The organism is Szabonella alba (assembly GCF_016765775.1).
GTDB classification, from domain to species: domain Bacteria; phylum Pseudomonadota; class Alphaproteobacteria; order Rhodobacterales; family Rhodobacteraceae; genus Szabonella; species Szabonella alba.
This window is the reverse complement of record NZ_JAESVN010000005.1, coordinates 305,760-328,635: the sequence shown is the minus strand read 5'-3', so window position 1 is coordinate 328,635 and position 22,876 is coordinate 305,760. Positions and strand designations below refer to the sequence as shown.

Below are 22,876 nucleotides of genomic sequence, written 5' to 3'. Positions count from 1 at the left end.
GCCTTGCCTCCTGATTGTTCTCAGCAACTTCCGTCGCTGCCCGTCCCCTCAACCGCCGCTTCCGACCGTCTCCGTTTCGGTGAGGCGGTATCTAGGCCCACAACAAAAAACCTGCAAGCAGAAAAAGTGCCCGTCCGGCGATTTTTTTCCCCTCCCTGTCGCCCGGCCCTTTGTTCCTTGGGGTTTGCGCCGGATGGGGGCGACCATGAAGGCGGCATTTTGGGGCCGCAGGCAGGACGGGCGCTACGAATCGTGCCGCTCACAGGACCAGACCCGGGGAATCACCGGCGAATCTCATGCGCTTTGCGGGCGGATATCGACAAATCGGGCCGAATCCCGGTCTTTCGGCGGGAATCCGGTCATCGCGGCAACTGTCCACTTGACCCATCTGCGGCTGTCGGCCTTCTATCGGCCTGTTCCACCGGCATGATGCCGCCCCGCCCGCGCGACCCAAAGCTTTCCGCGCGTCTTTCGTATCGTGTCGCCCCAGAATGAGGATCCTCCCATGACCACCGCCCCCAAGCCCGATGACAGCACCGCCGCCCGGCCCCGGGCCAATGCGGGGAAATCCGTTCTTGCGGCTGATCTGCGGATCACCGGCGATATCAGTTGCACCGGCGCGGTCGAGGTGATGGGCGAGGTGGACGGTTCGATCACTGCCGGGACGCTGCTGCTGAGTCATGAAGGCGTGGTCAAGGGCAAGGTCACTGCCGAAACCGTAGATCTGCGCGGACGGCTCAATGGCCGGATAGAGACAACGGGGCTGACCTTGCGTTCGGCGGCACAGGTCACGGCCGAGATCACCTATAAGACTCTTTCGATCGAAAGTGGTGCGCAGATCGAGGGAACCTTCACGCGCAACAAGGACTGAAGGCGCGCGCGGGGCAGCCCCCTGCCCTGCCGCCGCTGCCGGGTTTTGCCGATCCCTTGGCACCGCGTCCCCGGACTATCCCATCTATAGGGTCACGCCGCGGGCGGGCCTATCTACAGGGTCACGCCCCGGGCGGGATCGAATAGGTCAGTCCCGCGCGCGCGACCGGGGCGTCCTCGCCCTCGCTGCGGATCAGCGCATCGCCGACCGCCAGCACGCGCCCCAGTTTCAGCAACCGCGCCTCGGCGATCAGGTCGCGCCCGGCGGCAGGGCGGCGCATGAAGTCGATGGCGCAATTCGTGGTCACGGCCAGCGCCACCGGCCCGATCCGCGACAGGATTGCCAGATAGAGCGCGACGTCGGCCAGCGCGAACATCGCGGGCCCCGAAACCGTCCCCCCCGGCCGCAGATGACGCCCTGCCACGCGCAGCCGGATATCGACCCCGGTCGCGGTCACGGCCAGAACCTCGAAATCATCGGCCACCTGCGCGAATTCCCGCTGCAGGAATTCGGTCAGCGCAGCGCAGTCCATCATCGGGCTGGCGATCCGGTCCATGCGGCCCCCTTGCAATCCATCCTGCACCCCGGCCAGATGGTCCGGAGCAATCCGCCGACAGGGTAAGGAAGACTGCCATGACCGCAATGCTTTTGCGTGAGGACCGGGGCGCTGTGGCGCATCTGACACTGAACACCCCCGACAGCCTGAATGCGCTGTCCGATGCCATGCTGGAGGCCATGGCCAATGAACTGGCCCGGCTGCATGCGGATGCGCAGATCCGCGTCGTGGTGCTGAAAGGGGCGGGGCGCTGTTTCTGCGCGGGCCATGACCTGAAAGAGATGCAGGCCGCCCGGCAGGCAGCGGATGGCGGGGCGGCGGCGTTCAAGGATCTGTTCGACCGCTGTGCCGATGTGATGCAGGCCATCGTCACCCTGCCCCAGCCCGTCATCGCGCAGGTCCATGGCATCGCGACCGCCGCAGGGTGCCAGCTTGTTGCCTCCTGCGACATGGCCGTGGCGGCCGAAGGAACACGGTTCGGCGTGAACGGCGTCAATATCGGATTGTTCTGTTCCACCCCCATGGTGGCGCTGACGCGCAATGTGCCCGCCAAACTGGCCTTCGAGATGCTGACCACCGGCGCCTTTATCCCGGCGGCCCGTGCGGCGGAAATCGGGCTGATCAACCGCGTGGTCCCGCCCGAGGCACTGGAGGATGAGACGGCTGCACTGGCCGACACTGTGGCGGCCAAGCTGGGCGCGGCGGTACGGACCGGCAAGCGCGGTTTCTATGACCAGATGGGCCTGCCGCTGGACCGCGCCTATGCCCATGCCGGCGCGGTGATGGTGGAAAACATGCTCTGGCGTGACACGGATGAGGGGATCCGCGCCTTTCTGGAAAAGCGCGATCCCGACTGGAAGGATCAGGGCTGACCGCGTTTTGACCCTGCGGCAGGCGTAAGGGCCGGAACAGAAGACGACCCTGCCCCCGTTCTGCGCGGCTGAAACCCGGCCCCACTGCGTGCCCACTTTCCCTTGGGCGGATGATGGGGCATATCGGGGCACCCAGATCAGGAGGCCATGATGCACGATATCCGCGCAATCCGCGAAAACCCCGCCGCTTTTGATGCGGCCCTGTCCCGTCGCGGTCTGGCCCCGCTGTCATCCGAGATCCTGGCCATCGACGCCGCACGCCGCGCGAAGATCCTTGCCGCCGAAACCGCGACAGCGGCGCAGAATGCCGCCTCGCGCGATGTCGGGGCCGCCAAGGCCGCCGGCAATGACGAGGAGTTCAACCGCCTCCGCGGGCTTGTCGCCGAGAAAAAGGCCGAGATCGCGCTCTTGAATGAGGAAGCGGCGGCCGAGGATGCGCGGCTGCGCGAATTGCTGGAAGCGCTTCCCAATGCGCCGCTGCCGGAAGTGCCCGAAGGCGCGGATGAAACGGGAAATGTGGAACTGCGCCGCTGGGGAACCCCGCGCGACTTTGCTTTCCGCCCGCTGGAGCATTTCCAGATCGCGGGTGCGATGCCGGGCATGGATTTCGCGACCGCCGCCAAGCTGTCAGGATCGCGTTTCGTGCTGTTGCGCGGCGCGGTGCTGCGCGTTCACCGCGCGCTGGGGCAGTTCATGCTGGACACGCATGTTTCCGAACATGGGCTGACCGAGACATGGACCCCGGTTCTGGTGAAATCCGAGGCGATGTATGGCACCAACCAATTGCCGAAATTCGCCGAAGACAGCTATCAGACGACGAATGGCTGGTGGCTGGTGCCGACCTCCGAGGTGACGCTGACCAATACGGTCGCGGGTGAAACGCTTGAGGCCGCACAACTGCCCCTGCGCATGACCGCCCTGACCCAGTGTTTCCGGTCCGAGGCCGGATCGGCGGGCAAGGATACATCGGGGATGCTGCGCCAGCACCAGTTCGAAAAGGTCGAGATGGTGTCGATTACCACGCCCGAGACCAGCCTTGCGGAACATGACCGCATGACCGGCTGCGCCGAGGCGATTCTGCAGAAACTGGGCCTTCCGTATCGCGTGATGGTGCTGTGCACCGGCGATATGGGCTTCGGTGCGACCAAGACGCATGATCTGGAGGTCTGGCTGCCCGGCCAGAATACCTATCGTGAGATCAGTTCGGTTTCTGTCTGCGGCGATTTTCAGGCCCGGCGGATGAATGCCCGCTACCGGCCTGAGGCCGGGGGCAAGCCCGAATTCGTTCATACGCTGAACGGGTCGGGGCTGGCCGTGGGCCGCACGCTGATCGCGGTGCTGGAAAACGGCCAGCACGAGGATGGCTCGGTCGATCTGCCCGAAGCGCTGCACCCCTATCTGGGCGGCAAGACACGCATCGCGGCGGATGGTGCGCTGGTCTGACAAAACGCATCGACGGGCCGGAACAGGAAACGGGCCGGTATTGGAAAAGGGGGCCGTGCGGCCCCCTTTTTTGCATCCGCATGGCGGCAGGCCCCCAAGGCTCAACTGCCCAGAACGACCTTCACGTAATTCTTGGTTTCGGCATAGGGCGGGATGCCGGAATGCTTTTCTACCGCCGCAGGCCCGGCATTATAGGCGGCAAGCGCCAGTCGCCAGCTTCCGAAGCGGTCATACATCATGCGCAGATAGCGCGCGCCGCCTTCCAGATTCTGATGCGGATCGTCGATCTTGACCCGCAGCAGACGCGCCGTATCAGGCATCAGCTGCGCCAGACCCGTGGCCCCCTTGTGCGACACCGCACCGGGGTTCCAGCCTGATTCCTGCTGGACCAGGCGCAGGAACAGATCCTCGGGAACCGCATGTTTGCGCGCCGCCCCTTTCGCGATGTCCAGATATTCGCCCTTATAGCTGCCCCGGAACCGCGCAACCGTCTCGGATTTTGCATCGGGTGCCTTGGGCTGCAGCCGCACCGAGGCCGCATATTGCCGCGACAGCCGGGAATCGAGCAGTTTCGTCTGGCTGCGGAACATCGCATTGCGCGATTTCGCCCCGCCCAGAACCAGCGGCTCGGCAGAAGCCACGCCGGGCATCGCAACCGGCACCGCCGCCACAAGAAGCCCAAAAACCATCGCCAGACCCGTCACGCGCCGCATGAACCACCCGCACCTCGTTTCACCCGGCGCACTATATCGATTCGGCAGCGCAAGGCCAGCATTTCCGATCTGCGGGCTCCGGCCTGCCCCGGGCAGGCAGCGGGCAGGCAGCGGCAGACCGCCAATCCTGCCCCCCGTGAACCGGGACGCGTGGTTGCGCGCCCCGGTTCACGGGGATATAGGCTTTGTTAACTGCGTTCCCGGTATCAGGGAGGGCGACCGCCCCCGGATCGCCGGGCGCGGGCGAACTGAAAGCTGACAAAACAGGGGGAATAATGGCGGGATCGGTCAACAAGGTCATCCTCATCGGCAATCTCGGGCGCGACCCGGAAGTGCGCAGCTTTCCCAATGGCGGCAAGGTCGTGAACCTGCGCATTGCCACCTCGGAAAACTGGCGCGACAAGGCCAGCGGCGAACGGCGGGAGCGCACCGAATGGCACTCGGTCGCGATCTTCAATGAGGCATTGGGCAGGATCGCCGAGCAATATCTGCGCAAAGGCTCGACCGTCTATATCGAGGGGCAGCTGGAAACCCGCAAATGGCAGGACCAGTCGGGCGCGGACCGCTACACGACCGAAATCGTACTGCGCCAGTTCCGGGGCGAACTGACCCTGCTGGGCGGGCGTGACGGTGGTGGATCGGGGGGCAGTTCGGGAGGTGGCGGCGGTTATGATGATCGCGGCGGATATGAGGGCGGCGGCGGCGGCGGAGGCCGGTCCTCGGGTGGCGGCGCGCCCTCGGGCGGACGCCCGGATATGGATGACGAGATTCCGTTCTGAGTCTGCGCCTTGCCGGGTGGATGACCCCGGTAGGCCGGCCGGACGGCCAGCAGCTAGAATGGAACAATCGAAATCAACAGAATGCGCGCACTGGACGCAGGGCGCGCGTTTTCCTATATAATCAGTCGGAATAGAATGTGAGGCCGCGATGAACCAGCCGCAGGACCGGATTGAGGGTACGCCCCTCATCAAGCCCTCCACCACCGACCACCCGCTTTACGATCAGATCGTGGAGGCCTGCCGCACCGTGTTCGACCCCGAGATCCCGGTGAATATCTACGATCTGGGTCTTGTCTACACGATCGAGATTTCGCCCGAGAATGAGGTCGAGATCATGATGACCCTGACCGCCCCGGGCTGCCCTGTCGCCGGTGAGATGCCGGGCTGGGTTGCCGATGCGGTAGAACCGCTTGCGGGCATCAAGCAGGTCAATGTCGGCATGACCTTCGAACCCCCTTGGGGCATGGACATGATGTCGGATGAGGCGCGGCTGGAACTGGGTTTCATGTAGGCCAGAGGCCTGCGCCTTATGAAGGCCTGCAGACCGGGACCCCATGGGCCTGAAACCTGCGGCCTGAAACCTGCGGCCTGCGGCCTGCGGCTTCCTGTGACCCTGCCCCGCATCCAGGATCAACCCTCAGGCATTGAAATCAGGGATTCAACCCTTAGGGATTGATTGGCAGCAGCCATCTGTTAGGCTTGCCGCATGTCAAAGCATGACCCGTTCCAGCCCCGATGCGTCCTGACGGGCGATCTGATCCGCGCGACCGGCGCGTCTGATCGGGAAGTCGAGCGCACATTCGAAAATCTGGAATCGCTTTTCGAGCAAATCGAAGGCTGGCCCTGGGAGCCGCATCAGCCCTCCCGCTTCACCCGGTTCCGGGGCGATGGCTGGCACGCGATCCTGTACAGCCCTGAGCGTGTTCTGACGGCGGCACTTTATCTTTTCGCCTGCTTGCGGACCAGCGAAGACACCCTTGCCACCCGCATTTCCATCGGCATCGGCGACATTGCCTTTGCCGGAACCACCGATCTGTCGGATGCGCGCGGCACGGCCTTTATCCATTCCGGGCGCGCACTGGACGAGATGCCGCGCGGCCATTGGCTGTCAGTCTCGGGCGCGGGCGTCACGCCGCTGCACAGGGCAACCTGCCTGCTGATCGCCGAACGCGCGACGCGGTGGAGCGTGGAACAGGCAAATGCCGTTTCATTCGCGCTGTCCCCCGCCGTCGCGACTCAATCCGATATCGCCGAACGGCTTGGCGTTTCGACGCAAGCCGTCAATGCCCGCCTTACCGCTGCAGGATTCCAGACCATCCGTCAGGCACTCGACCTCTGGGCGGACAGTTTCCACTCTCACTCCCAGACGGAGCACGCCCGATGACCGAGACCTTTGCCGCCCTGCTTCTGGCGCATGTCCTTGCCGATTTCATCTTTCAGACCCGCGCCATGGTTGCAGCCAAGCATCGCAGCGTGCCGATGCTGGCCCATGGGGTGATCGTGCTGGTCACGGCGATCGTCACGACGGGCAGTCTGCATCCGGCGCTTCTGGCGCTGGCGGTGCTGCATCTGCTGATTGATCTGATCCGCACCCATCTTGCCCCCCGCCATGCCCATCGGTTCGGGGCGGGGCCGCTTTCGGTCTTTCTGGCCGATCAGGCGCTGCATCTGCTGACGCTGGCGGTCGTCGCACTGGCCGTGCCGGGGCTTTACGCCGCCGGGCTCTGGGGGCAGTCGCCGCCCGCTTTCCTGCCAGACCTGACGCTGCTGCCGGGCCTTATGGCGCTGCTGGCGGGGCTGATCCTTGCCACACGGGCGGGCGGCTTTGCCGTTGGCTTTCTGATGGCGCCATGGTCGGCCGATCTGTCGCGGCTGGCGCAGGACCGCCCGCCGGGCGATATGCCCCGCCCGTCCGAAGGGCTGCTGAATGCCGGGCAGGCCATCGGTCTGCTGGAACGCGGGCTGATCTTCCTGCTGGTGCTGACCGGGCAACCAGCGGGCATCGGTTTCCTGATCGCGGCGAAATCGGTGCTGCGCTTCGGCACGGTCGGCAATGACCGGGCGGTCAGCGAATATGTCATCATCGGCACGCTGGCCTCGTTCGGCTGGGCCATCGCAGCGGCGCATCTGACGGTTCTGTTGCTGGCACCGCTTGGAATTTCCCTTCCCAACCCTTAAATTGTGGACAAAGCAGGAGAGCCCCCATGTTCGCCATTCCCGGCAAGGCCGCCGTCACCATGACCCCCGCAGCAGCACGCCAGATTGCCCGCCTGATGGAACGGCAGGCCTCGAAAGGCCTGCGCATCGGCGTCAAGAAGGGCGGCTGTGCGGGCATGGAATACACGATGGATTATGTGACCGAAATCAACCCGATGGATGAGACGGTCGAACAGGATGGCGCGCGGGTGATGATCGCGCCGATGGCGCAGATGTTCCTGATCGGCACCGAGATCGACTATGAGACCTCGCTGCTGGAACAGGGCTTCCGCTTCCGCAATCCCAATGTGTCCGAGGCCTGCGGCTGCGGCGAATCAATCAAGTTCAAGGACGCCTGACCCCGGCCCCTTGCAATCGCTCCCTATCCGCCCCACCCTGACGCCACAGAAACAGGGGAGGATGGACCATGCGCAAGCTTGCAGCAGGCAACTGGAAGATGAACGGCACATCCGAGGATCTGGATGAGATCCTGACGCTGATCGCCGCCCATCCCGCCCCGAAGCAGTGCGAAATGCTGATCTGCCCGCCTGCCACGCTGCTGGCGCGCATGGCCGAAAAGGCCGCGGGCTCTGCGCTGCAGGTCGGCGGGCAGGATTGCCATGCCGCCCCTTCTGGTGCCCATACCGGCGATATCTCGGCCGAGATGCTGCGCGATGCCGGGGCAAACTGGGTGATCCTTGGCCATTCCGAACGCCGTCAGGACCATCAGGAAACCGATCAGATGATCCGCGCCAAGATGATGACGGCGCATGACCATAGCCTTGCGGTGATCCTGTGCGTCGGGGAGACCCGCGCGGAACGCGAAGCGGGCCGGGCGCTGGAAGTTGTGGCCGGACAACTGGACCGTGTGCTGACGCGCTATAGATCCGACTCGGATATCGGCTGTCGGGCGGAGAATTTCGCCATTGCCTATGAACCGGTCTGGGCCATCGGCACCGGGCTCACAGCGTCTTCCACAGAAATCGCCGAAGTGCACAGCTTCATCCGCAACCATATTTCCAAGGAATTCGGCATTCTCGGCGCTACGGGCCGCGCGATCCGTCTGCTTTACGGCGGATCGGTGAAACCGTCGAACGCCGCCGAGATTTTTGCCCTGCCCAATGTCGATGGCGCACTGGTCGGCGGGGCCAGTCTGCGGGCCAGCGATTTCGGCGCCATTGTCGCGGCGCTGGAGGCCGCCTGATCCCAAGATGCAGCGCCTGCGCCAATCCCCGAACCAGCCGGATTTCGTCCAGAACCCCTATGACTTCTACGACCGCGCCCGCGCGGCGGGGCCCTTCTTTCTGTGGGAAGACTATGACACGATCTGTGCCACCTCGCATGCGGCGGTGAATGCGATCTTGCGCGACCGTCGTTTCGGGCGCGAAACCCCGCCCGGTCAGCGCATGCCCGTGCCCGACCATCTGCGCCCCTTTTATGCGGTCGAGGATCATTCCATGCTGGAACTGGAACCGCCCCGCCATACGCGGTTGCGCGGTCTGGTGCTGCGGGCCTTCACCTCACGCCGGATCGCGGCGCTGGGGCCCGAGATCGAAAGCCTGACCCACAGCCTGATCGACGCGCTGCCGGATGGGGAATTCGACCTGATCGAGACCTTCGCGCAGCATCTGCCGGTCATCATCATCGCGCGTCTGCTGGGCGTGCCCGAAACCATGGCCGACCGTTTGCTGGGCTGGTCGCATGCGATGGTGCGCATGTATATCCCGCAGCGCAGCCGCGCGGATGAAGAGGCCGCCGCCCGTGCCGCCGCCGAATTCTCGGCCTTCCTGCGCGATCATATCGAGATGCGGCGCAAACATCCTGCCGATGACCTGTTGACCCATCTGATTGCCGCCCGCGAAAACGAGGACCGGCTGGCCACGGATGAGATGATCGCGACCTGCATCCTGCTGCTGAATGCCGGGCATGAGGCGACCGTCCACACGATCGGCAACGGCGTGAAGGCGACCCTGAGCGAAGGCTGCAATCCCGCCGCCCATTCCCCCGCCGCGCTGGCCGAGGAAGTGCTGCGCCATGATCCGCCGCTGCATCTGTTCTTTCGCCATGTCTATGAACCGGTTGAGGTCATGGGCCAGAACCTTGCCGCGGGCAGCCGCATCGCGCTGCTTCTGGGGGCGGCGAATCGCGATCCGGCGGTCTGGCAGGATCCGCACCGGTTCAACCCGGCGCGGACTGCCGCACCGCATCTGGCCTTTGGCGGGGGGCTGCATTTCTGTGTCGGCGCGCCGCTTGCCCGGCTGGAACTGCAGATCGCCCTGCCGATCCTGTTCGCCCGGCTGCCCGGACTGGCGCTTGCCGGTCCGGCGACCTATGCCGACAGCTATCACTTTCACGGCCTGACCGCGCTGCCCCTGATCGCCAAAGGCTGATCCCCGGGCTAGCGCCGGACCAGCGACCGCGATCAGTCCAGCCGTTCCGCCGCCAGAGAATTGGTGGAAGAGGCCGTCACCCGAACGCGCACCAGATCCCCCACCTTTCCCGCAGGATCGGTGACATGCACGGCATGAAGATGATCGGATTTGCCGACCATCTGCCCCGGCAGGCGGCCCGGCTTTTCATAAAGCACCGAAACCTCGCGCCCGACCATGGCCTCTTGCGCCGCGCGCTGCTGCTGCGTGACCAACGATTGCAGACGCTGCAGCCTTTCATCCGCGATATCAGGCGCGACGGGGGTCTTTTCGGCAGCGGGCGTTCCGGGCCGGGCGGAATATTTGAACGAGAAGGCTGCGCCATAGCCGATCGCTGCGATCAGGTCCATCGTTGCCTCGAAATCGGCATCAGTTTCACCGGGAAAGCCGACGATGAAATCCGACGACAGCAGGATGTCGGGCCGCACGGCGCGGATGCGTTCGACCAGCCGCAGATAGTCTGCCGCAGTATGCTTGCGGTTCATCGCCTTCAGGATCCGGTCCGACCCCGACTGCACCGGCAGATGCAGATAGGGCATCAGTTGCGGCAGGTCGCCATGGGCGGCGATCAGATCGTCCTCCATGTCATTGGGGTGGCTGGTGGTATAGCGCAACCGCTCCAGCCCCTCGATCCCCGCCAGTTCCCTCAACAGCCGGGCAAGACCCCAGCCGCCGCCGTGATAGGCATTGACGTTCTGTCCCAAGAGCGTGATCTCGCGCACGCCGCGGCTGACCAGATCGCGCGCCTCGGCCAGCAGGCGTTCGGGCGGGCGGCTGACCTCGGCCCCGCGCGTATAGGGCACGACACAGAAGGCGCAGAACTTATCACAGCCCTCCTGCACGGTCAGAAAGGCGGTCGGCCCACGCAGCGCGCGGCGTTCGGGCAGATGGTCGAACTTGTCCTCGGCCGGGAAATCGGTATCCACGACCTGCCCTTCGGCCCGCATCATCGCGGGCAACCGGTGATAGCTTTGCGGCCCCACGACCAGATCGACCAATGGCATCCGGCGCAGGATTTCCCCGCCCTCGGCCTGTGCCACACAGCCCGCAACACCGATTTTCAGATCGGGCTTGGCCAGTTTCGCAGGTTTCAGCCGGCCCAGATCGGAATAGAGCTTCTCGGACGCCTTTTCGCGGATATGGCAGGTGTTCAGCAGCACCATATCGGCATCCTCGACCGTGTCGGTGCGGGTATAGCCCTCGGCGCCCAGAACCTCGGCCATGCGTTCGCTGTCATAGACATTCATCTGACAGCCATAGGTCTTGATGAACAGCTTGCGCGGCACGGGCGCAGCATCGGCGGACCTGTCGGCCTGACCGGCAGGTGTCGCGGGTTTGGGGCTTGTCTGGTCGGTCATGGCGCGTTTCCCTCGATCCCCAGTCCGGGCCCCAATCCAGGCCCCGGCCCAAGCGCAGGCCCAGTCACTGGCCGCATCCGGGAATATACCCGACAAGCGGGGGCCTATTGCAGCCGCCCTATAGCCCGAACCCAGCCGATCTTCAATCTCTCCGCCCTTCACAGTCCCGATTGACCTTGGCGCGGCTTTCCCCTTTGCTTGACCGCATCCCCCGCAACAGCAAGAAGCGGGCGACAAAGACGTGACCGGCAGGATGGACAGGATGCAGCATTCGGATCTCGGAAATTTTCTTGCCCGGCATGGCGGGCTGCTGGCCAAGGGACCGGTGGCCGTGGTCATGGCCGAAGACAGCGTGGAAATCGACAGCACCCTGCGCCATCATCTGAAAATGGGATTCTTCCCCGTGATTCTGCTGACTGCGGTGGAAATGCCGCTTGCCGCCGACCTGTCCGAACGGGTGCATCGGATCCGGTATGACGCGCATGCCGAAAATGCGCTGATGACGGCGGTCAACCTTATGATCGAGGCTGCGCCGGGAACATGGTTCCATTACGGCTATAACGCCGAATACCTGTTCTTTCCGTTCTGCGAGACGCGCAGCATCCGCGAGATGCTGACCTTCCAGACCGAAGAACGGCGCGACGCGGTCCTGTCCTATGTGATCGACCTTTACGCGCCGGATCTTGACCGGCATCCAGATGCAGTTTGCCTTGAGGGCGCATTACTGGACCGCTCAGGCTATTACGCGCTTGGACGCCGCGATCCGGCAAACCATAATCATCCAAGGGAACGCCAGCTTGATTTCTTCGGCGGTCTGCGCTGGCGCTTTGAGGAGCATATTCCCCCCGCGCGCCGCAAGATCGACCGTATCGCGCTGTTCCGGGCAAAACCTGGACTGCGCCTGCGGCCCGATTTCACCTTCACGGATGAGGAATACAACACCTATGCCTGCCCCTGGCATCACAACATCACGACCGCAATCGCATCCTTTCGCACCGCCAAGGCGCTGAAGCGCAATCCTGGGTCAACCTTTGATATCCACACATTCCGCTGGCACAATTCGACCGAGTTCGAATGGCACAGCCAGCAATTGATGGATCTGGGGCTGATGGAGCCGGGCCAGTGGTTCTGACGGAATGTGCCGGGGTGTCTGTCCGATGCACCCAAAGCGGCACCCGATGACATGACAGTTGCGCCACTGCCCAAACCGATGACATCACAGGATTTGTTGGAAAGTGGTGCCCGGAGACGGATTTGAACCGCCGACACACGGATTTTCAATCCGTTGCTCTACCAACTGAGCTATCCGGGCCTTGCGCCGGGTATTATGCGAGGTGCAGGGGCCTGTCCAGAGGGTAGCGGCAAATATTTCATTCTTCCGGCCCGGTCCGCCGCGGTCCGGCCCGGCAGGCTAGGCCGGGACCGAAAGGCGGGCAAAGGCGCCCGGGCCGAAACTGTCAGAAATCTGCGCCACATGCAGCTCAAACCCTGCGGTGATCCCGTCGGCCAGACGGTCGGACAGGGAATAGGTCCAATGCGGCTCGGGCGTGGTCACTTCCCGGCGGATCGCGCCATCAACCAGCACGCGGAGCAGATAGGATTCGCGCTCTTCGGCCAGCGGCACCTCGATCGCGTCCCAGCTGTCGCCGTCAATCCGCGTGCGCCGGATCCAGCTTGCCCGCATCGCGCCGTCCGGCAACAGGCGGTGACGCAGATGAACGGGGGAATAGCAGCGCAGGCCGATCCCGCTGAAGGCCTCGACGCGCTGCACGGCATTGCGGTCATCGACACCGCGCGCGGCAGTGCCGATCCGGTAATGCCGCGCCAGACCGCGCTCAGACGGCGCAAGATCAAGCTGCGCCAGCGCCGCGTTGAACAGCACGACATAGGATCCTGCAGGCCATATCTCCGGCATCAGCGCATCGCTGCCCAACTGGCCCCGCAACCGACGGCCCAGATCATAGCTGCGCGGACCGATCAGATCGGCCTGCGCGAACTGGAACACCTCCCAGTTTGCGGAACTGCCATCGCCGATCATGGCGATATTCGCCCCGGCCAGCAGCGCCGCATCATCGACCGATTGCAACGCGCCGGAGGACAGCCGCACACGCAGGGGCGCGCCGCGATCCCAGCGGCCCGAAGGGGCCGCGACCAGCGGCGTCTCGGTCACGCCGATTGTTGCGGCAAGCGGCAAAAGCAGATTGAAATCAAAGGACTCTGCAGTGATTCCTTTCCAGACCCCGACCGCCCCGGGCCAAGGCACGGACAAGGCAGCCACATAGGGCGCATGCGGCAGTTCATTGCCGCGCAGCAAGGGCAGATCCAGAAACAGCGGAAAGACCGGAACCGGAGGCACGAAAGCCTGCGATTGCAACCGTTCGGTGCTGTCTTCACCCGGCGCATAAAGGGCGGGTTCCACGCGCACGGCCTCGACCAGTGCGGGCCCGGACTGGTCCAGACGATCGATGCGGAAACGATCCGCCCCGATCTGCACCGTGTCGCCCGCGCCGATCCCCGCCGCCGAAGGCGGCAACGCGAAGCGGGCCGTATCCCGCGCCACCCGGGCCTCGGCCAGCCAGCGCTCGGCAATGCCGCGCGCCTCGGATCCGGTCAGGGCCAGCGGCAGTTCCGAACCGGCAACCGCCGCCCCGTCCGCATCGGGAAAGGACACCTCGACTTCACGGGGCAGAAAATCGCCGCCTTCGTCGATATGGCCCAGCCGGATCCGTCCCGCGCCCTCGGCCTCGGCGGCGCGGATGGTCTCGACCGCGCCGCCGATCTCATCGCTTTGGGCAAGCCGTTCCGGCAGCAGGTGATGGGGACGCGCCGCGCTGCGATGGCGGAAGATCAGCCTCCCTTCCCGCTCAATCACATCCAGACCGAAAGCCAGCACCAGCGATTGCAGCGCCGCCCGCGCCGTGCCCGCGCCCGAGGGCGTGAAGCCGCGTACCACGCCATAGAGTCCCCGCAGGTCCAGATGGCGCAGGCCCGCCGCTTCACAAAGTTCGGCAATGACCGCCGAAAGCGGCTGGTTCGTCGCCCGCCCGGTCAGCCAGTGACCGCGCGCATGGTTGGCAGCATCCGACCACAGTTCGCCGCGCCCCGGAAAGGCCGGATAGGGCCGCGCATCCCAGGCCCAGACAAAGGCCCGCGCCATATCCAGCATCGGGCCTGCGTAAAGATCGGACTGGGGGTTGTTCGCGGGATCGGACCAGAAATCCGCCATGGCGCGCAGATAGTGCATCTGCATCGCGTCATCGCGCCGGCCATTGGAGTATTTCGGCAGCCCGCTTTCCGAGCTTTTCGGATCCAGAAACCGGTTGGGCTGGTTGGTGCCTTTGTCGATTGCAGCACAGCCATATTCGGTAAAGCGGATCGGCTTGGACCCCGGAACCCATGCGGTCGGGGCCTCGGCACGCACACCGTCGATCCGGTTGAAATGCTCATGCGACCACCAGCCGGGCAGATCCTTGTAGCGGAAGATCCACGGCTCATCATGCGCGCCGTCGGTGATCGGCAGACGGCGCTGTGCGGCCTCGCCCTCGGGGCTGTCATAATACCAGTCATAGCCTTCACCGCCCAGAATATTGGCGCGCAGATAGGCCAGATCATGCACCGCACCCCAAGGCGCATCCCGATGGGTCTCACCATCGCGCCAGTCCGACAGGGGCATGTAATTGTCGATGCCGATGAAATCGATCTCCGGATCGGACCAGAGCGGATCAAGGTGGAAATAAACGTTTCCATCGGCATGATAGCCGAAATATTCCGACCAGTCGGCGGCATAGGTGATGTCGGTCTCCGGTCCCAGAACCGCGCGCACATCAGCGGCCAGCGCGCGCAGCGCAGCCACGGCCGGAAAGCTGTGTTCCGGGCCACGGATCTGGGTCAGGCTGCGCATCTCTGACCCGATGCAGAAGGCATCGACCCCGCCTGCGGCGGCGCAAAGATGCGCGTAATGCAGGATGAAGCGGCGATAGGTCCAGCCATCGCCGCCGCTGTAGGCCACCGTATCACCGGTAAAGGTGAAATCGGCCAGATCCGCCGTGCCGAAGAAGGCCGCAACTTCGGCCTCGGCCGCTAATGTGCCATCGGGGGATCCGTCACGCCCCGGTGCGGCAGATGTGGTGATCCGCCCGCGCCAGGGCAGAACCGGCTGATCCTCCGCTCCGGTCCAGGGGTCGCCCAGTCCGTTGCCGGGGATCTGATCCATCAGGATGAAGGGATAGACCATCACCTCCAGCCCCTGTTCCCGCATCGCGGCGATGGATTCGATCACCGACCGGTCGGAGGGCGTGCCGCCATAGGCCGGACGCCCCTCAATCGGCTGCACCTCGGCGGCCGTCTCCCGCGTCAGACCCCCGGCGCGCCAGGGCATCATCGCGGGATCCTCGATCTTCTGGTCGACCTTTGGTTCGATCCGGCACTCGGCGCATTTCAGATTGGAGCCGAACCATGACACGATCAGCGAGACAGCCCCGACCTGCGGCAGTTCGCGTCGCAGATTGTCCAGCGCCAGTTCGAAATCGGTCTGTTCCGTCAGGGTGTTGGTATTCACAGGACGGACCAGTCCCGGACCGTCGCTGTAGCGCACGGGCGTGGTCGCCAGCGTGTATTCCCCGCTGCCGGGCATCATTGCCACCGCGCGCACGGCCTGATCCAGCCGCGTCTCGGCATCGGCCAGCGGCCCCTGTGCAGGGCGGATCACCTCGAATGACAGTTGCGGAACGCGGTTGCCGAAGCGTCCGATATCCAGATCCTCGATCACGACATAGGCGATACCGCGATAGGCGGGTGCCTCTTCCGTGCCTTCCACCGCCTTGATGCGCGGATCGGGCAACTGATCCTCGCTGCCGGGATAAAGCCGCAGGTTCAGCGTTCCGGGGTCGATTTCCTGCCCGTCGGCCCAGATCCGCCCGACGCCAAGGATCTGTCCGGCACAAAGCGCGATGGCGAAACTGACCGTATAGGAATAGGTCGTGACGCGCGGTTTAGGTGCGCCCTTGCCGCCGCCGCTGCTGGTCGTGCTTTCCAGAAACCGCGTGGCCCAGATGATCTGCCCCGCGATCCGCGCGCGGCCAAAGACCCGCGCGATCTCGGCCCCTTCAGATGCGCCGGTCAGCCGGAACCGGTCGATCCGACCGACCTCCACCGCCTCGGAGCCCGCGCCCAGCAGGCGCTGGTCGATGGCCCGGCCCAGTGTCGCGCCGACCGCGCGCCCGATGACCGCCCCCGACAGGCCCAGAACCGTACCGCCAAAGCCCGCGCCGATGGCTGCCCCCACGGCAGAAAGCACAAGTGTCGCCATTCATTCGGCTCCTTCAGGACAGGGAAAGCGGTAGCGCGCGACGATGCGGCGCGCCCAGGGGGTGGAAAGCGGGCTTTCGATGACGCCATGGCCGCTATAGGCATGGATGAAACGGTCCGGCCCACTGGCAATGCCCAGATGTTTCGCGATCCGTCCCTGCCGCATCCGGAACAGCAGGACATCGCCCGCCGTGACCTCAGCGCCCGGTGCCGGATCCAGCCAGTGCCGCGCCGCCACCTGCAGCACCTCACGGCCCGACGCCTCGGCCCAGTCGGCGCTGTAGGGCGGAACGCGCACAGGCTCGGGCCCCAGCAGGCCGCGCCAGACACCCCGGACAAGACCCAGACAATCGGCCCCATGACCCAAGGCACTGGCCTGATGCTGATAGGGCGTCCCGATCCAGCGCCGCGCCTCGGCCACGATCAACCCCTGCCGGTCGTTCATCGCATCAGGCTCCCGCCATCGTGCAACCCACCCGAGGCGGGATAGGCGGTCAGCCAGTCCTCACCCGGGATATGGGGAAAGCCCCGGAAGTTCAGGAAATTCGCGAACTTGAACCGACAGGTCGAAACGGTCTTGTCGCAGCCCGCCACCACGCGCAACAGGTCGCCATCCGCAATCGGCGCGCCAAGGCGCTGCCACAGTTCGATCACGCGCCCGGTCGCATCCAGACGGTCGCGCCGCACCACACCGGTCAACCCGGCGGCGGCACCCGTCAGCATCTCGACGCGCCCCCGCTCAAACCACCCCCCCGCCACATCCGTCAGCTCCGGCAGGCGAAAACGGATGCTGTCCTCGATCACAATGACCGGCACGTCATAGGACAGTCCCGGCCGCGACAGATCGACCCGGCAGGCGGCGTCGCCCAGAATGGCCGCACAGCCGCGCTGATAGCTGCGCCCCTGCGGCTGGTTCAGCAACTCGGCCAGCCCGCGCAGTTCCGCCCGGAACGCCCCGCCGGCGCGCTGAATCTCACCGATCATCCCCCGGAACCGCAGCACCCGTTGCGATGGATCGGCCCAGTTGACCTGCCAGACCGACAGGTCCGCCCCGTCGAACCGGCCCGCCATCAGGTCGGCCTCGGTCAGCGACAGATCCGACAGCGCGCCCATCGCCTCACTGTTATCGACCGCAAGCCCGCTGGTCTGCTGCAGCGCCCGCGCGGTCAGGCCGGTTCCGGCCTGAAAGACTATCCCGTCGAATTCAAGATCCCGGTCGTGATCGGTGAATCCGTAAACCGTGCCATCCTTGCGACGGATCGCCCAGGCATGGCAGGTGGTCGTGATCCCCTGCGCCAGATGCGCGTGCAAAGCCTCACGCGCGGTCATACCCGCAACTCCACCACCGGGACCGAGGGCACATCGCCCGCGCGGAAGGACGCGACCGAGGTCTGGATCCGGTCGGTATCAAACCGCACCGGCACATCGAATTCGAACCCCGCCGTGACCAGTGCGCCGGGTTCGGGCGGAAAGGCAAAGCGCAGGATGCCCAGGGCCGTGTCGACGGTGTAATCCACCGTTTCCACCTTGCGGTCGCCTTCCAGCGCCACGATCACGCTGCCCGCAACAGGTTTGCGGATCGGGCGCAGATAGGTCTGTTCCCCCGAGCGGTAGGATTTGACCAGCGCAAAATCGCGCTGATGCCCGTCGCCGCGGCCCAGCACCTGATCGGTCTCGGCCACGGGCTGCAAGGCGCGGCCCGATTTGAAATCGGCCCAGTCCTTCCAGCGGAACCCGTAAAGCTGACCGCGCCGTGCCTCGAAAAACGCGATCAGCATCTCCACATCATCCAGACTGCGCAGGCCAAGCCCCGCATCATAGCGCCGCCGCGACTCCGCCCAGGGGCTGTTGCGTTCCTCGAACCCGTTGACCAGCGTCACGATCTCGGTGCGCCGTTCCGGCCCGCCGACCGAGCCGAAGCTCAGATTGGCGGGAAAGCGTATCTCGTGAAAACCCATCTGCCCCTCATCTGTTGCGCTGACCGCGCGCCAGCGCGCGCGCCGCCTGTGCCGCGATCTGGCTTTGCGAGCGCTGGAAGCCCTGCACATCGGGTGTGGAGATGTTCATCACCACAGTCACCGGCCGCCCGCCGCCCGCCGCCTGCACGCCCAGCCGGCCATCCGCACCACGCGCCAACGGCATGATCGCCTCGGGTCCGGCCTCTCCCATCAGGCCGGTCGCACCCCGCATCGGAAAGGCCACCGGCTGGCTGACGACGCCGCCCTTTGCGAAAGGCATCACCCGTCCTTGCGTGAAACTGCCGCCTTTCTCAAAGGGCATCAGGCCGCTCAGCAAGGCATTCATGCCTTGGGCGACAAACCCGCCCACCGCGTTCTGAACGGGGCGCATCGCGACCGAATAGACCGTGTTCGCCATGCTTTGCGCGACACCGCGCAGCGCGTCGGACAGTTTCATGCCGTCAAAAACCAGCCCGTCAAAGGCGCGGCGCAGGCCCGATCCGATGCCCTGCGACAGGCTGTTCACCTCACGCCCGGTGAACACAAGACTGTCGCGCATCCGCGCCAGTTCCCCGTCAAAGGCTCCGGCCATTCCGGCCGCCCCGCCAAGGCTGATCTCCAATGCCGCGATCTGGTCTTCCAGCCGCTCAATATCCGCCATTCCCGACCTCCGTCCCGGTTTGCGGCGCGCGATCCGGAAAGGCGCGCGCCAGTTCTTCCAGTCTTGCACGGCCCAGCGGTGCGGCGGGGCCATCCACGCCCAGCATTGTTCTCAGCTCTACCGGCGTCAGCCTCCAGAACTCATCGGGCCGCAAGTGAAGGCCCAGCAGGCCCGCGCGCATCAGTCCTGGCCAGTCGATCCCCGCCATGGCCCGATCAGTCCGCAGGCGGCGCAGCGAAAGCGCGCGCCAGCAGTTCCGCCGCGACCCGCGCAGCCTCGACCGGACCACCGCCGATCTCGACGCAGCGCAGATCGACCGCCGCTCCCGACCAGCCGCCGCCGCGCAGCCCTGCCACGATCAGCGCCAGCACGTCGCGGCTGGAAAACCGCCCCGCCTCGAACCGCTCGACCAGATCAATCAGCGACCCGGCCTCCAGCGCCGCCTCAAGCTCGGCCAGCGCGCCCAGCGTCAGCTTGGCGACATGCGGCCTGCCATCCAGCGTCAGCGCCACTTCGCCCGCCCATGGATTGGTCATCACAGCGCCACAAAGCTCAGAGCGCCAGCCGAGGCCATGGTCAGCTCATAGGTCGCCTCGCCATCATGGCGGCCTGCATATTCAATGGCGGAAATCTGGAACGGTCCCTCGACAATGCCGAAATCGGGGATCACGACCTGAAAGCCCGGGATTTCACCGTCAAAGAAGATCTGCCGGGCGCGCTCATCGGTGTTGGCGTCCCGAAACACGCCAGATCCCGAGATCGAGGCCGTGCGGACGCCCGCACCGGCCAGCAATTCACGCCAGCCGCCCTGACTTTCCAGGCTGGTGACATCGACGGTTTCGGCATTGAAGCTGATCCGCGTGGCCCGCAGACCCGCGATCGTCTCGAATGTGCCATCGCCGGTCATGTCCAGCTTGATGAGAAGGTCCTTGCCATTCTGAACCGCCATGGGTCATCTCCGATGCTGATTTCGGCGCGGGTCGCGCCCTTGATTTTTCACCCTAAACCGGCGTGATCCGCGTTCAGGCGCGCTTAGTCCTGAACGCGCGCGCGGAAGGTCAGGTCGATCCGGCGCACCGCCCCGTCGCGCAGCCGCCGCGCCCGGGCACGCAGAAAGGCAAGGCTGACCAGCCGCCCCCGGTCCAGATCCAGAGGCGCCTGATCCAGCGCATCCGAAACCGCGACTGCGATCTGTTTCGCCGACTGAAACCCCGCCGCATCGCTGATGACCGAAATCATCAGCCGGTGTTCGGCGCCCGCGCCGCTGCCATCTGACGCGTCGCGCACCTCTTCCGGGCCGATCAGCACGAAACTGCCGCCCGGCCCCCCCTCGGGCATGGCATCCAGAACCGCGACCCCGGCCAGTCCAGGGGCCGCCGTCAACTGCTGATACACCGCCACCTGAAGCGCCGCCGCCATGCCATAGGTCATTTCGGCACCTCCTCACGGGTGAAACATTGCAGATACCGGCCCTCGGGATCGCGCTCGGTCACCGCCAGAATGTCGAAAAGGCGCGTGCCCTCGCGGAAACGCTGCCCCGGCACGGGGCGCGACGCCGCGCCCGGCGGGGCTGCACGCAGGGTGATGCGATGGGGGACCGAAGACAGCAGCAGGTCCTCGCCGCCCAGTTCACGTCCCGCACCGGGCCGGATCTCGGCCCAGACCTGCCCGACCGCCTGCCATGTCACGACATGACCGCCCATGCCGTCATCGCTGCGCAAAGGCCGTTCCAGCAGCAAGGCACGGTTCAGACGGATCCCGCTCACCGCGCCCCCCCGCCCAGCACGCGTACCGTGCGCCAGCGTTCCAGCAGCGCCTGAACCGCCAGCGGCAATCCCGCCGCATCGCGCTGCCCGGCCTCATGGCGCATCTCGTAATATTCCGCCGACAGCAGCAGGACGGCCTGTGCCAGATCCGGCGGCACATCCGACCATTCCGGGCCGAACCCCGCATCGAATTCAATCTCGGCCTGCCCGTCCATCGGCACCTGCGGAAAGGCGGCACCGACCGAGACAAGATGCGGCCTCTGGCCATCGGGGCGAAGGCTGTAGCGCTCCGGGTCCAGCGGCGACGCGTCACCGTCCCGGTCGCGCAGCAGCACCGAATGCACCGTGCCAACCGGGGCCAGCGGCAGGGCCTGCGCCCTGTCCGAACGCCAGTAATCCAGCACCAGCCGGAACCGCCGCATCAGCAGCGCCTTGCCGATCCGCCCTTCGACCACGGCAATCGCGGCGCGCAGATATCCGGCGGCCAGCGCATCCTGCATCCCGTCCTCCGGGAACCCGCTGCCCAGCCGCAGATGGGATTTCAGCGCCGCAACCGGCAGGGCCACATCCGGCACCGGGTTCAGCTCGATCAGCATCATGTCACACCTCTTGATTTCCATCTGCAGGATCGGGCGCGCATCCCGCATCGCTCGGACGGAGGGAGCAGCTGGACGACACGGCAGGACAAAATCCCCGACACGCGCCCGAAGGTCCGACCCCGTCAGGGGGCGGAACCATGGCAGGACGCGTCAGGCCTCGGCGAATTTCAGCAGCTTGATCGCCGCGAAATCGGTCACATCGCCACCGACACGTTTTGTTGCGTAGAACAGCACATGCGGCTTGGCCGAAAAGGGATCGCGCAGGATTCGCAGATCGGGACGTTCGGCAATTGTATAGCCCGCATTGAAATCGCCAAAGGCGATGGCGCAGGCATCCTCGGCGATATCGGGCATGTCCTCGGCAATCAGCACCGGATACCCCATCAGCCGCGCAGGCTCTGCCGCCGCAAGACCGTCGGACCACAGGAAACGGCCATCGGCATCCTTCATCTTGCGCACCGCACCCGCCGTGCGGGAATTCATGACGAAATTCGCATTGGCGCGGTAGTCGGCACCCAGCGCATAGACCAGACTGACAATGCAATCGGCGGCATTCATCGCCGGGAAATCGCCCTCGGCGCCCGACGGCACATAGCCCAGATTGCCCCATGACCACAGGTCATTGTCCACCTGCGGCGGCAGCAGGAACCCCTTGGGCTTGTCCACCCCGTCGCCATTGACGAAGGCCGCGGCCTCGGCCCGGATGAAACGGGTCGCGATCTTGCCCGCCAGCCAGTCCTCGACATCAAAGGCGCTGTCATCCAGCAGCCGCTGGCTGGCCTTGGGCATCGCAGAAAGCTCATGCAGGCGGATCGAGATCCGTTCCAGCAGCGGGGTGGTGCTTTCGGCCTGCGGCCCGGCCTCGGTCGCCCAGCCCGAACCGACCTCACTGCGGTCGATCAGCACATCAAAGGACGTTGCCTCGACCTGCACCACATTGGCAACGGCCCGGATCGAAGCGGTCGAAACCAGCATCGAGCGGATTGTTTCCGCCGTCTGCGGATCAACGAGATATCCGCCATCGGCGGCAACGGCGGTATTCATCGCCTTGCCTTCCAGATGCAGTCCGCGCAGGGCATCGTCATCACCCGAACGCAGATAGGCGTCAAACGCCTTCTTGTGCGGAATTTCCATCTCGGTCCGGGCCGAAAGCGCCGGGCGGGCATAGGTCGTCGTTTTCCGATCCAGCATGGTCAGTCGCTCTTCCTGTTGTTGCAACGCTGTCTTCACTTCGGCCTGAAAGCGGGTGATCTCTTTCAGGAAACCCGTCATCGCGGTTTTCACCTCATCGACAGGATGGCGGTCGGCGGGCATGTCTTCCCCGGCCCGAGCCTTGGTCTCGGTCATTTCCCTATTCCTTTCGCTTGC

At 65.2% G+C, this 22,876-nt stretch carries 26 protein-coding genes and 1 tRNA gene; 11 read left to right on the top strand and 16 right to left on the bottom strand.

Features of this window, described 5'->3' with window-relative positions; all coding sequences use genetic code 11:
• Positions 1-505 precede the first annotated feature (505 nt).
• On the top strand, positions 506-871 hold the full coding sequence (locus tag JL811_RS13825; protein ID WP_202689287.1) for a bactofilin family protein: 366 nt from the start codon (positions 506-508) through the stop codon (positions 869-871).
• A gap of 121 nt (positions 872-992) precedes the next feature.
• Here JL811_RS13825 and JL811_RS13820 read toward each other — a convergent pair whose 3' ends face one another.
• Entirely contained in the window at positions 993-1,427 is a 435-nt protein-coding gene (locus tag JL811_RS13820; RefSeq protein WP_237684961.1) for a PaaI family thioesterase, read from the bottom strand.
• A 77-nt stretch (positions 1,428-1,504) separates the two neighbouring features.
• On the opposite strand from JL811_RS13820, the gene JL811_RS13815 reads away from it, so the two are divergent.
• Positions 1,505-2,299, top strand: a complete 795-nt coding sequence (locus tag JL811_RS13815) for an enoyl-CoA hydratase (RefSeq protein ID WP_202689286.1) — start codon at positions 1,505-1,507, stop codon at positions 2,297-2,299.
• A gap of 150 nt (positions 2,300-2,449) precedes the next feature.
• Entirely contained in the window at positions 2,450-3,742 is a 1,293-nt protein-coding gene (serS, locus tag JL811_RS13810) for a serine--tRNA ligase (RefSeq protein ID WP_202689304.1), read from the top strand.
• A gap of 101 nt (positions 3,743-3,843) precedes the next feature.
• On the opposite strand, the gene JL811_RS13805 is transcribed toward serS, so the two are convergent.
• Positions 3,844-4,455 (bottom strand): lytic transglycosylase domain-containing protein, encoded by a 612-nt coding sequence (locus JL811_RS13805; RefSeq protein ID WP_202689285.1) that lies wholly within the window; start codon positions 4,453-4,455, stop codon positions 3,844-3,846.
• Positions 4,456-4,730: 275 nt separating this feature from the next.
• Here JL811_RS13805 and ssb point away from each other — a divergent pair, with 275 nt between their 5' ends.
• The 7 genes from ssb to JL811_RS13770 all read left to right on the top strand — a co-directional run bounded on the left by ssb (position 4,731) and on the right by JL811_RS13770 (position 9,820).
• Positions 4,731-5,234 carry a single-stranded DNA-binding protein gene (gene ssb / locus JL811_RS13800; protein WP_202689284.1) on the top strand — a complete coding sequence of 168 codons (504 nt, stop codon included), beginning with the start codon at positions 4,731-4,733 and terminating at the stop codon, positions 5,232-5,234.
• 148 nt (positions 5,235-5,382) lie between these two features.
• Positions 5,383-5,745, top strand: a complete 363-nt coding sequence (locus tag JL811_RS13795; protein ID WP_202689283.1) for an SUF system Fe-S cluster assembly protein — start codon at positions 5,383-5,385, stop codon at positions 5,743-5,745.
• A 195-nt stretch (positions 5,746-5,940) separates the two neighbouring features.
• Positions 5,941-6,618, top strand: coding sequence for a hypothetical protein (locus JL811_RS13790; RefSeq protein ID WP_202689282.1), 678 nt, complete (start codon positions 5,941-5,943; stop codon positions 6,616-6,618).
• The gene (locus tag JL811_RS13785) at positions 6,615-7,412 is read left to right on the top strand and encodes a DUF3307 domain-containing protein (RefSeq protein ID WP_202689281.1); all 798 of its coding nucleotides are present in this window, start codon (positions 6,615-6,617) and stop codon (positions 7,410-7,412) included. Before JL811_RS13790 ends, JL811_RS13785 begins: the two co-directional genes overlap by 4 nt.
• Before the next feature lie 26 nt (positions 7,413-7,438).
• Positions 7,439-7,789: a HesB/IscA family protein gene (locus tag JL811_RS13780; protein ID WP_202689280.1), complete on the top strand. Its 351-nt coding sequence runs from the start codon at positions 7,439-7,441 to the stop codon at positions 7,787-7,789.
• Positions 7,790-7,857: 68 nt separating this feature from the next.
• Positions 7,858-8,634 (top strand): triose-phosphate isomerase, encoded by a 777-nt coding sequence (gene tpiA, locus JL811_RS13775; protein ID WP_202689279.1) that lies wholly within the window; start codon positions 7,858-7,860, stop codon positions 8,632-8,634.
• A 7-nt stretch (positions 8,635-8,641) separates the two neighbouring features.
• Positions 8,642-9,820 (top strand): cytochrome P450, encoded by a 1,179-nt coding sequence (locus JL811_RS13770; protein WP_202689278.1) that lies wholly within the window; start codon positions 8,642-8,644, stop codon positions 9,818-9,820.
• A gap of 32 nt (positions 9,821-9,852) precedes the next feature.
• On the opposite strand, the gene miaB is transcribed toward JL811_RS13770, so the two are convergent.
• Complete coding sequence (gene miaB / locus JL811_RS13765) at positions 9,853-11,217, bottom strand: tRNA (N6-isopentenyl adenosine(37)-C2)-methylthiotransferase MiaB (protein ID WP_202689277.1); 1,365 nt, start codon at positions 11,215-11,217, stop codon at positions 9,853-9,855.
• A gap of 262 nt (positions 11,218-11,479) precedes the next feature.
• On the opposite strand from miaB, the gene JL811_RS13760 reads away from it, so the two are divergent.
• Positions 11,480-12,349, top strand: a complete 870-nt coding sequence (locus JL811_RS13760; protein ID WP_202689276.1) for a hypothetical protein — start codon at positions 11,480-11,482, stop codon at positions 12,347-12,349.
• A gap of 104 nt (positions 12,350-12,453) precedes the next feature.
• Here JL811_RS13760 and JL811_RS13755 read toward each other — a convergent pair.
• The 13 genes from JL811_RS13755 to JL811_RS13695 form a co-directional block, all read right to left on the bottom strand.
• Positions 12,454-12,529 (bottom strand) — tRNA-Phe (locus JL811_RS13755).
• 99 nt (positions 12,530-12,628) lie between these two features.
• On the bottom strand, positions 12,629-16,525 hold the full coding sequence (locus tag JL811_RS13750; RefSeq protein ID WP_202689275.1) for a baseplate multidomain protein megatron: 3,897 nt from the start codon (positions 16,523-16,525) through the stop codon (positions 12,629-12,631).
• Positions 16,526-16,969, bottom strand: coding sequence for an NlpC/P60 family protein (locus tag JL811_RS13745; protein ID WP_202689274.1), 444 nt, complete (start codon positions 16,967-16,969; stop codon positions 16,526-16,528).
• Entirely contained in the window at positions 16,966-17,853 is an 888-nt protein-coding gene (locus tag JL811_RS13740) for a DUF2163 domain-containing protein (protein WP_202689273.1), read from the bottom strand. The genes JL811_RS13745 and JL811_RS13740 overlap by 4 nt, the downstream gene beginning before the upstream one ends.
• Complete coding sequence (locus JL811_RS13735) at positions 17,850-18,482, bottom strand: DUF2460 domain-containing protein (protein ID WP_202689272.1); 633 nt, start codon at positions 18,480-18,482, stop codon at positions 17,850-17,852. Before JL811_RS13735 ends, JL811_RS13740 begins: the two co-directional genes overlap by 4 nt.
• A gap of 7 nt (positions 18,483-18,489) precedes the next feature.
• Positions 18,490-19,143, bottom strand: coding sequence for a phage tail tape measure protein (locus JL811_RS13730; protein WP_202689271.1), 654 nt, complete (start codon positions 19,141-19,143; stop codon positions 18,490-18,492).
• Complete coding sequence (locus JL811_RS13725) at positions 19,130-19,351, bottom strand: rcc01693 family protein (protein WP_202689270.1); 222 nt, start codon at positions 19,349-19,351, stop codon at positions 19,130-19,132. The genes JL811_RS13730 and JL811_RS13725 overlap by 14 nt, the downstream gene beginning before the upstream one ends.
• Before the next feature lie 7 nt (positions 19,352-19,358).
• Positions 19,359-19,679: a gene transfer agent family protein gene (locus JL811_RS13720; protein ID WP_202689269.1), complete on the bottom strand. Its 321-nt coding sequence runs from the start codon at positions 19,677-19,679 to the stop codon at positions 19,359-19,361.
• The gene (locus tag JL811_RS13715) at positions 19,679-20,092 is read right to left on the bottom strand and encodes a phage major tail protein, TP901-1 family (protein ID WP_202689268.1); all 414 of its coding nucleotides are present in this window, start codon (positions 20,090-20,092) and stop codon (positions 19,679-19,681) included. Before JL811_RS13715 ends, JL811_RS13720 begins: the two co-directional genes overlap by 1 nt.
• 83 nt (positions 20,093-20,175) lie before the next feature.
• A complete protein-coding gene (locus tag JL811_RS13710; RefSeq protein ID WP_202689267.1) occupies positions 20,176-20,574 on the bottom strand; it encodes a DUF3168 domain-containing protein in 399 nt (132 codons plus the stop codon).
• Positions 20,571-20,909, bottom strand: coding sequence for a phage head completion protein (locus JL811_RS13705; protein WP_202689266.1), 339 nt, complete (start codon positions 20,907-20,909; stop codon positions 20,571-20,573). Before JL811_RS13705 ends, JL811_RS13710 begins: the two co-directional genes overlap by 4 nt.
• Positions 20,906-21,508, bottom strand: coding sequence for a head-tail connector protein (locus JL811_RS13700; RefSeq protein WP_202689265.1), 603 nt, complete (start codon positions 21,506-21,508; stop codon positions 20,906-20,908). Before JL811_RS13700 ends, JL811_RS13705 begins: the two co-directional genes overlap by 4 nt.
• A gap of 150 nt (positions 21,509-21,658) precedes the next feature.
• Positions 21,659-22,855 carry a phage major capsid protein gene (locus JL811_RS13695; RefSeq protein ID WP_202689264.1) on the bottom strand — a complete coding sequence of 399 codons (1,197 nt, stop codon included), beginning with the start codon at positions 22,853-22,855 and terminating at the stop codon, positions 21,659-21,661.
• Between the last annotated feature and the right edge of the window lie 21 nt (positions 22,856-22,876).

Coding starts and splice junctions, on each gene's coding strand:
- JL811_RS13785 (WP_202689281.1), top strand. CDS start 6,615: ATGACCGAGACCTTTGCCGCCCTGCTTCTGGCGCATGTCCTTGCCGAT.
- JL811_RS13710 (WP_202689267.1), bottom strand. CDS start 20,574: ATGACCTATGGCATGGCGGCGGCGCTTCAGGTGGCGGTGTATCAGCAG.
- JL811_RS13770 (WP_202689278.1), top strand. CDS start 8,642: ATGCAGCGCCTGCGCCAATCCCCGAACCAGCCGGATTTCGTCCAGAAC.
- JL811_RS13730 (WP_202689271.1), bottom strand. CDS start 19,143: ATGGCGGATATTGAGCGGCTGGAAGACCAGATCGCGGCATTGGAGATC.
- JL811_RS13820 (WP_237684961.1), bottom strand. CDS start 1,427: ATGGACCGGATCGCCAGCCCGATGATGGACTGCGCTGCGCTGACCGAA.
- JL811_RS13700 (WP_202689265.1), bottom strand. CDS start 21,508: ATGATGCTGATCGAGCTGAACCCGGTGCCGGATGTGGCCCTGCCGGTT.
- ssb (WP_202689284.1), top strand. CDS start 4,731: ATGGCGGGATCGGTCAACAAGGTCATCCTCATCGGCAATCTCGGGCGC.
- JL811_RS13805 (WP_202689285.1), bottom strand. CDS start 4,455: ATGCGGCGCGTGACGGGTCTGGCGATGGTTTTTGGGCTTCTTGTGGCG.
- JL811_RS13825 (WP_202689287.1), top strand. CDS start 506: ATGACCACCGCCCCCAAGCCCGATGACAGCACCGCCGCCCGGCCCCGG.
- JL811_RS13740 (WP_202689273.1), bottom strand. CDS start 17,853: ATGACCGCGCGTGAGGCTTTGCACGCGCATCTGGCGCAGGGGATCACG.
- JL811_RS13745 (WP_202689274.1), bottom strand. CDS start 16,969: ATGAACGACCGGCAGGGGTTGATCGTGGCCGAGGCGCGGCGCTGGATC.
- JL811_RS13790 (WP_202689282.1), top strand. CDS start 5,941: ATGTCAAAGCATGACCCGTTCCAGCCCCGATGCGTCCTGACGGGCGAT.
- JL811_RS13780 (WP_202689280.1), top strand. CDS start 7,439: ATGTTCGCCATTCCCGGCAAGGCCGCCGTCACCATGACCCCCGCAGCA.
- JL811_RS13720 (WP_202689269.1), bottom strand. CDS start 19,679: ATGACCAATCCATGGGCGGGCGAAGTGGCGCTGACGCTGGATGGCAGG.
- serS (WP_202689304.1), top strand. CDS start 2,450: ATGCACGATATCCGCGCAATCCGCGAAAACCCCGCCGCTTTTGATGCG.
- JL811_RS13725 (WP_202689270.1), bottom strand. CDS start 19,351: ATGGCGGGGATCGACTGGCCAGGACTGATGCGCGCGGGCCTGCTGGGC.
- miaB (WP_202689277.1), bottom strand. CDS start 11,217: ATGACCGACCAGACAAGCCCCAAACCCGCGACACCTGCCGGTCAGGCC.
- JL811_RS13815 (WP_202689286.1), top strand. CDS start 1,505: ATGACCGCAATGCTTTTGCGTGAGGACCGGGGCGCTGTGGCGCATCTG.
- JL811_RS13760 (WP_202689276.1), top strand. CDS start 11,480: ATGCAGCATTCGGATCTCGGAAATTTTCTTGCCCGGCATGGCGGGCTG.
- JL811_RS13695 (WP_202689264.1), bottom strand. CDS start 22,855: ATGACCGAGACCAAGGCTCGGGCCGGGGAAGACATGCCCGCCGACCGC.
- JL811_RS13715 (WP_202689268.1), bottom strand. CDS start 20,092: ATGGCGGTTCAGAATGGCAAGGACCTTCTCATCAAGCTGGACATGACC.
- JL811_RS13795 (WP_202689283.1), top strand. CDS start 5,383: ATGAACCAGCCGCAGGACCGGATTGAGGGTACGCCCCTCATCAAGCCC.
- JL811_RS13750 (WP_202689275.1), bottom strand. CDS start 16,525: ATGGCGACACTTGTGCTTTCTGCCGTGGGGGCAGCCATCGGCGCGGGC.
- tpiA (WP_202689279.1), top strand. CDS start 7,858: ATGCGCAAGCTTGCAGCAGGCAACTGGAAGATGAACGGCACATCCGAG.
- JL811_RS13735 (WP_202689272.1), bottom strand. CDS start 18,482: ATGGGTTTTCACGAGATACGCTTTCCCGCCAATCTGAGCTTCGGCTCG.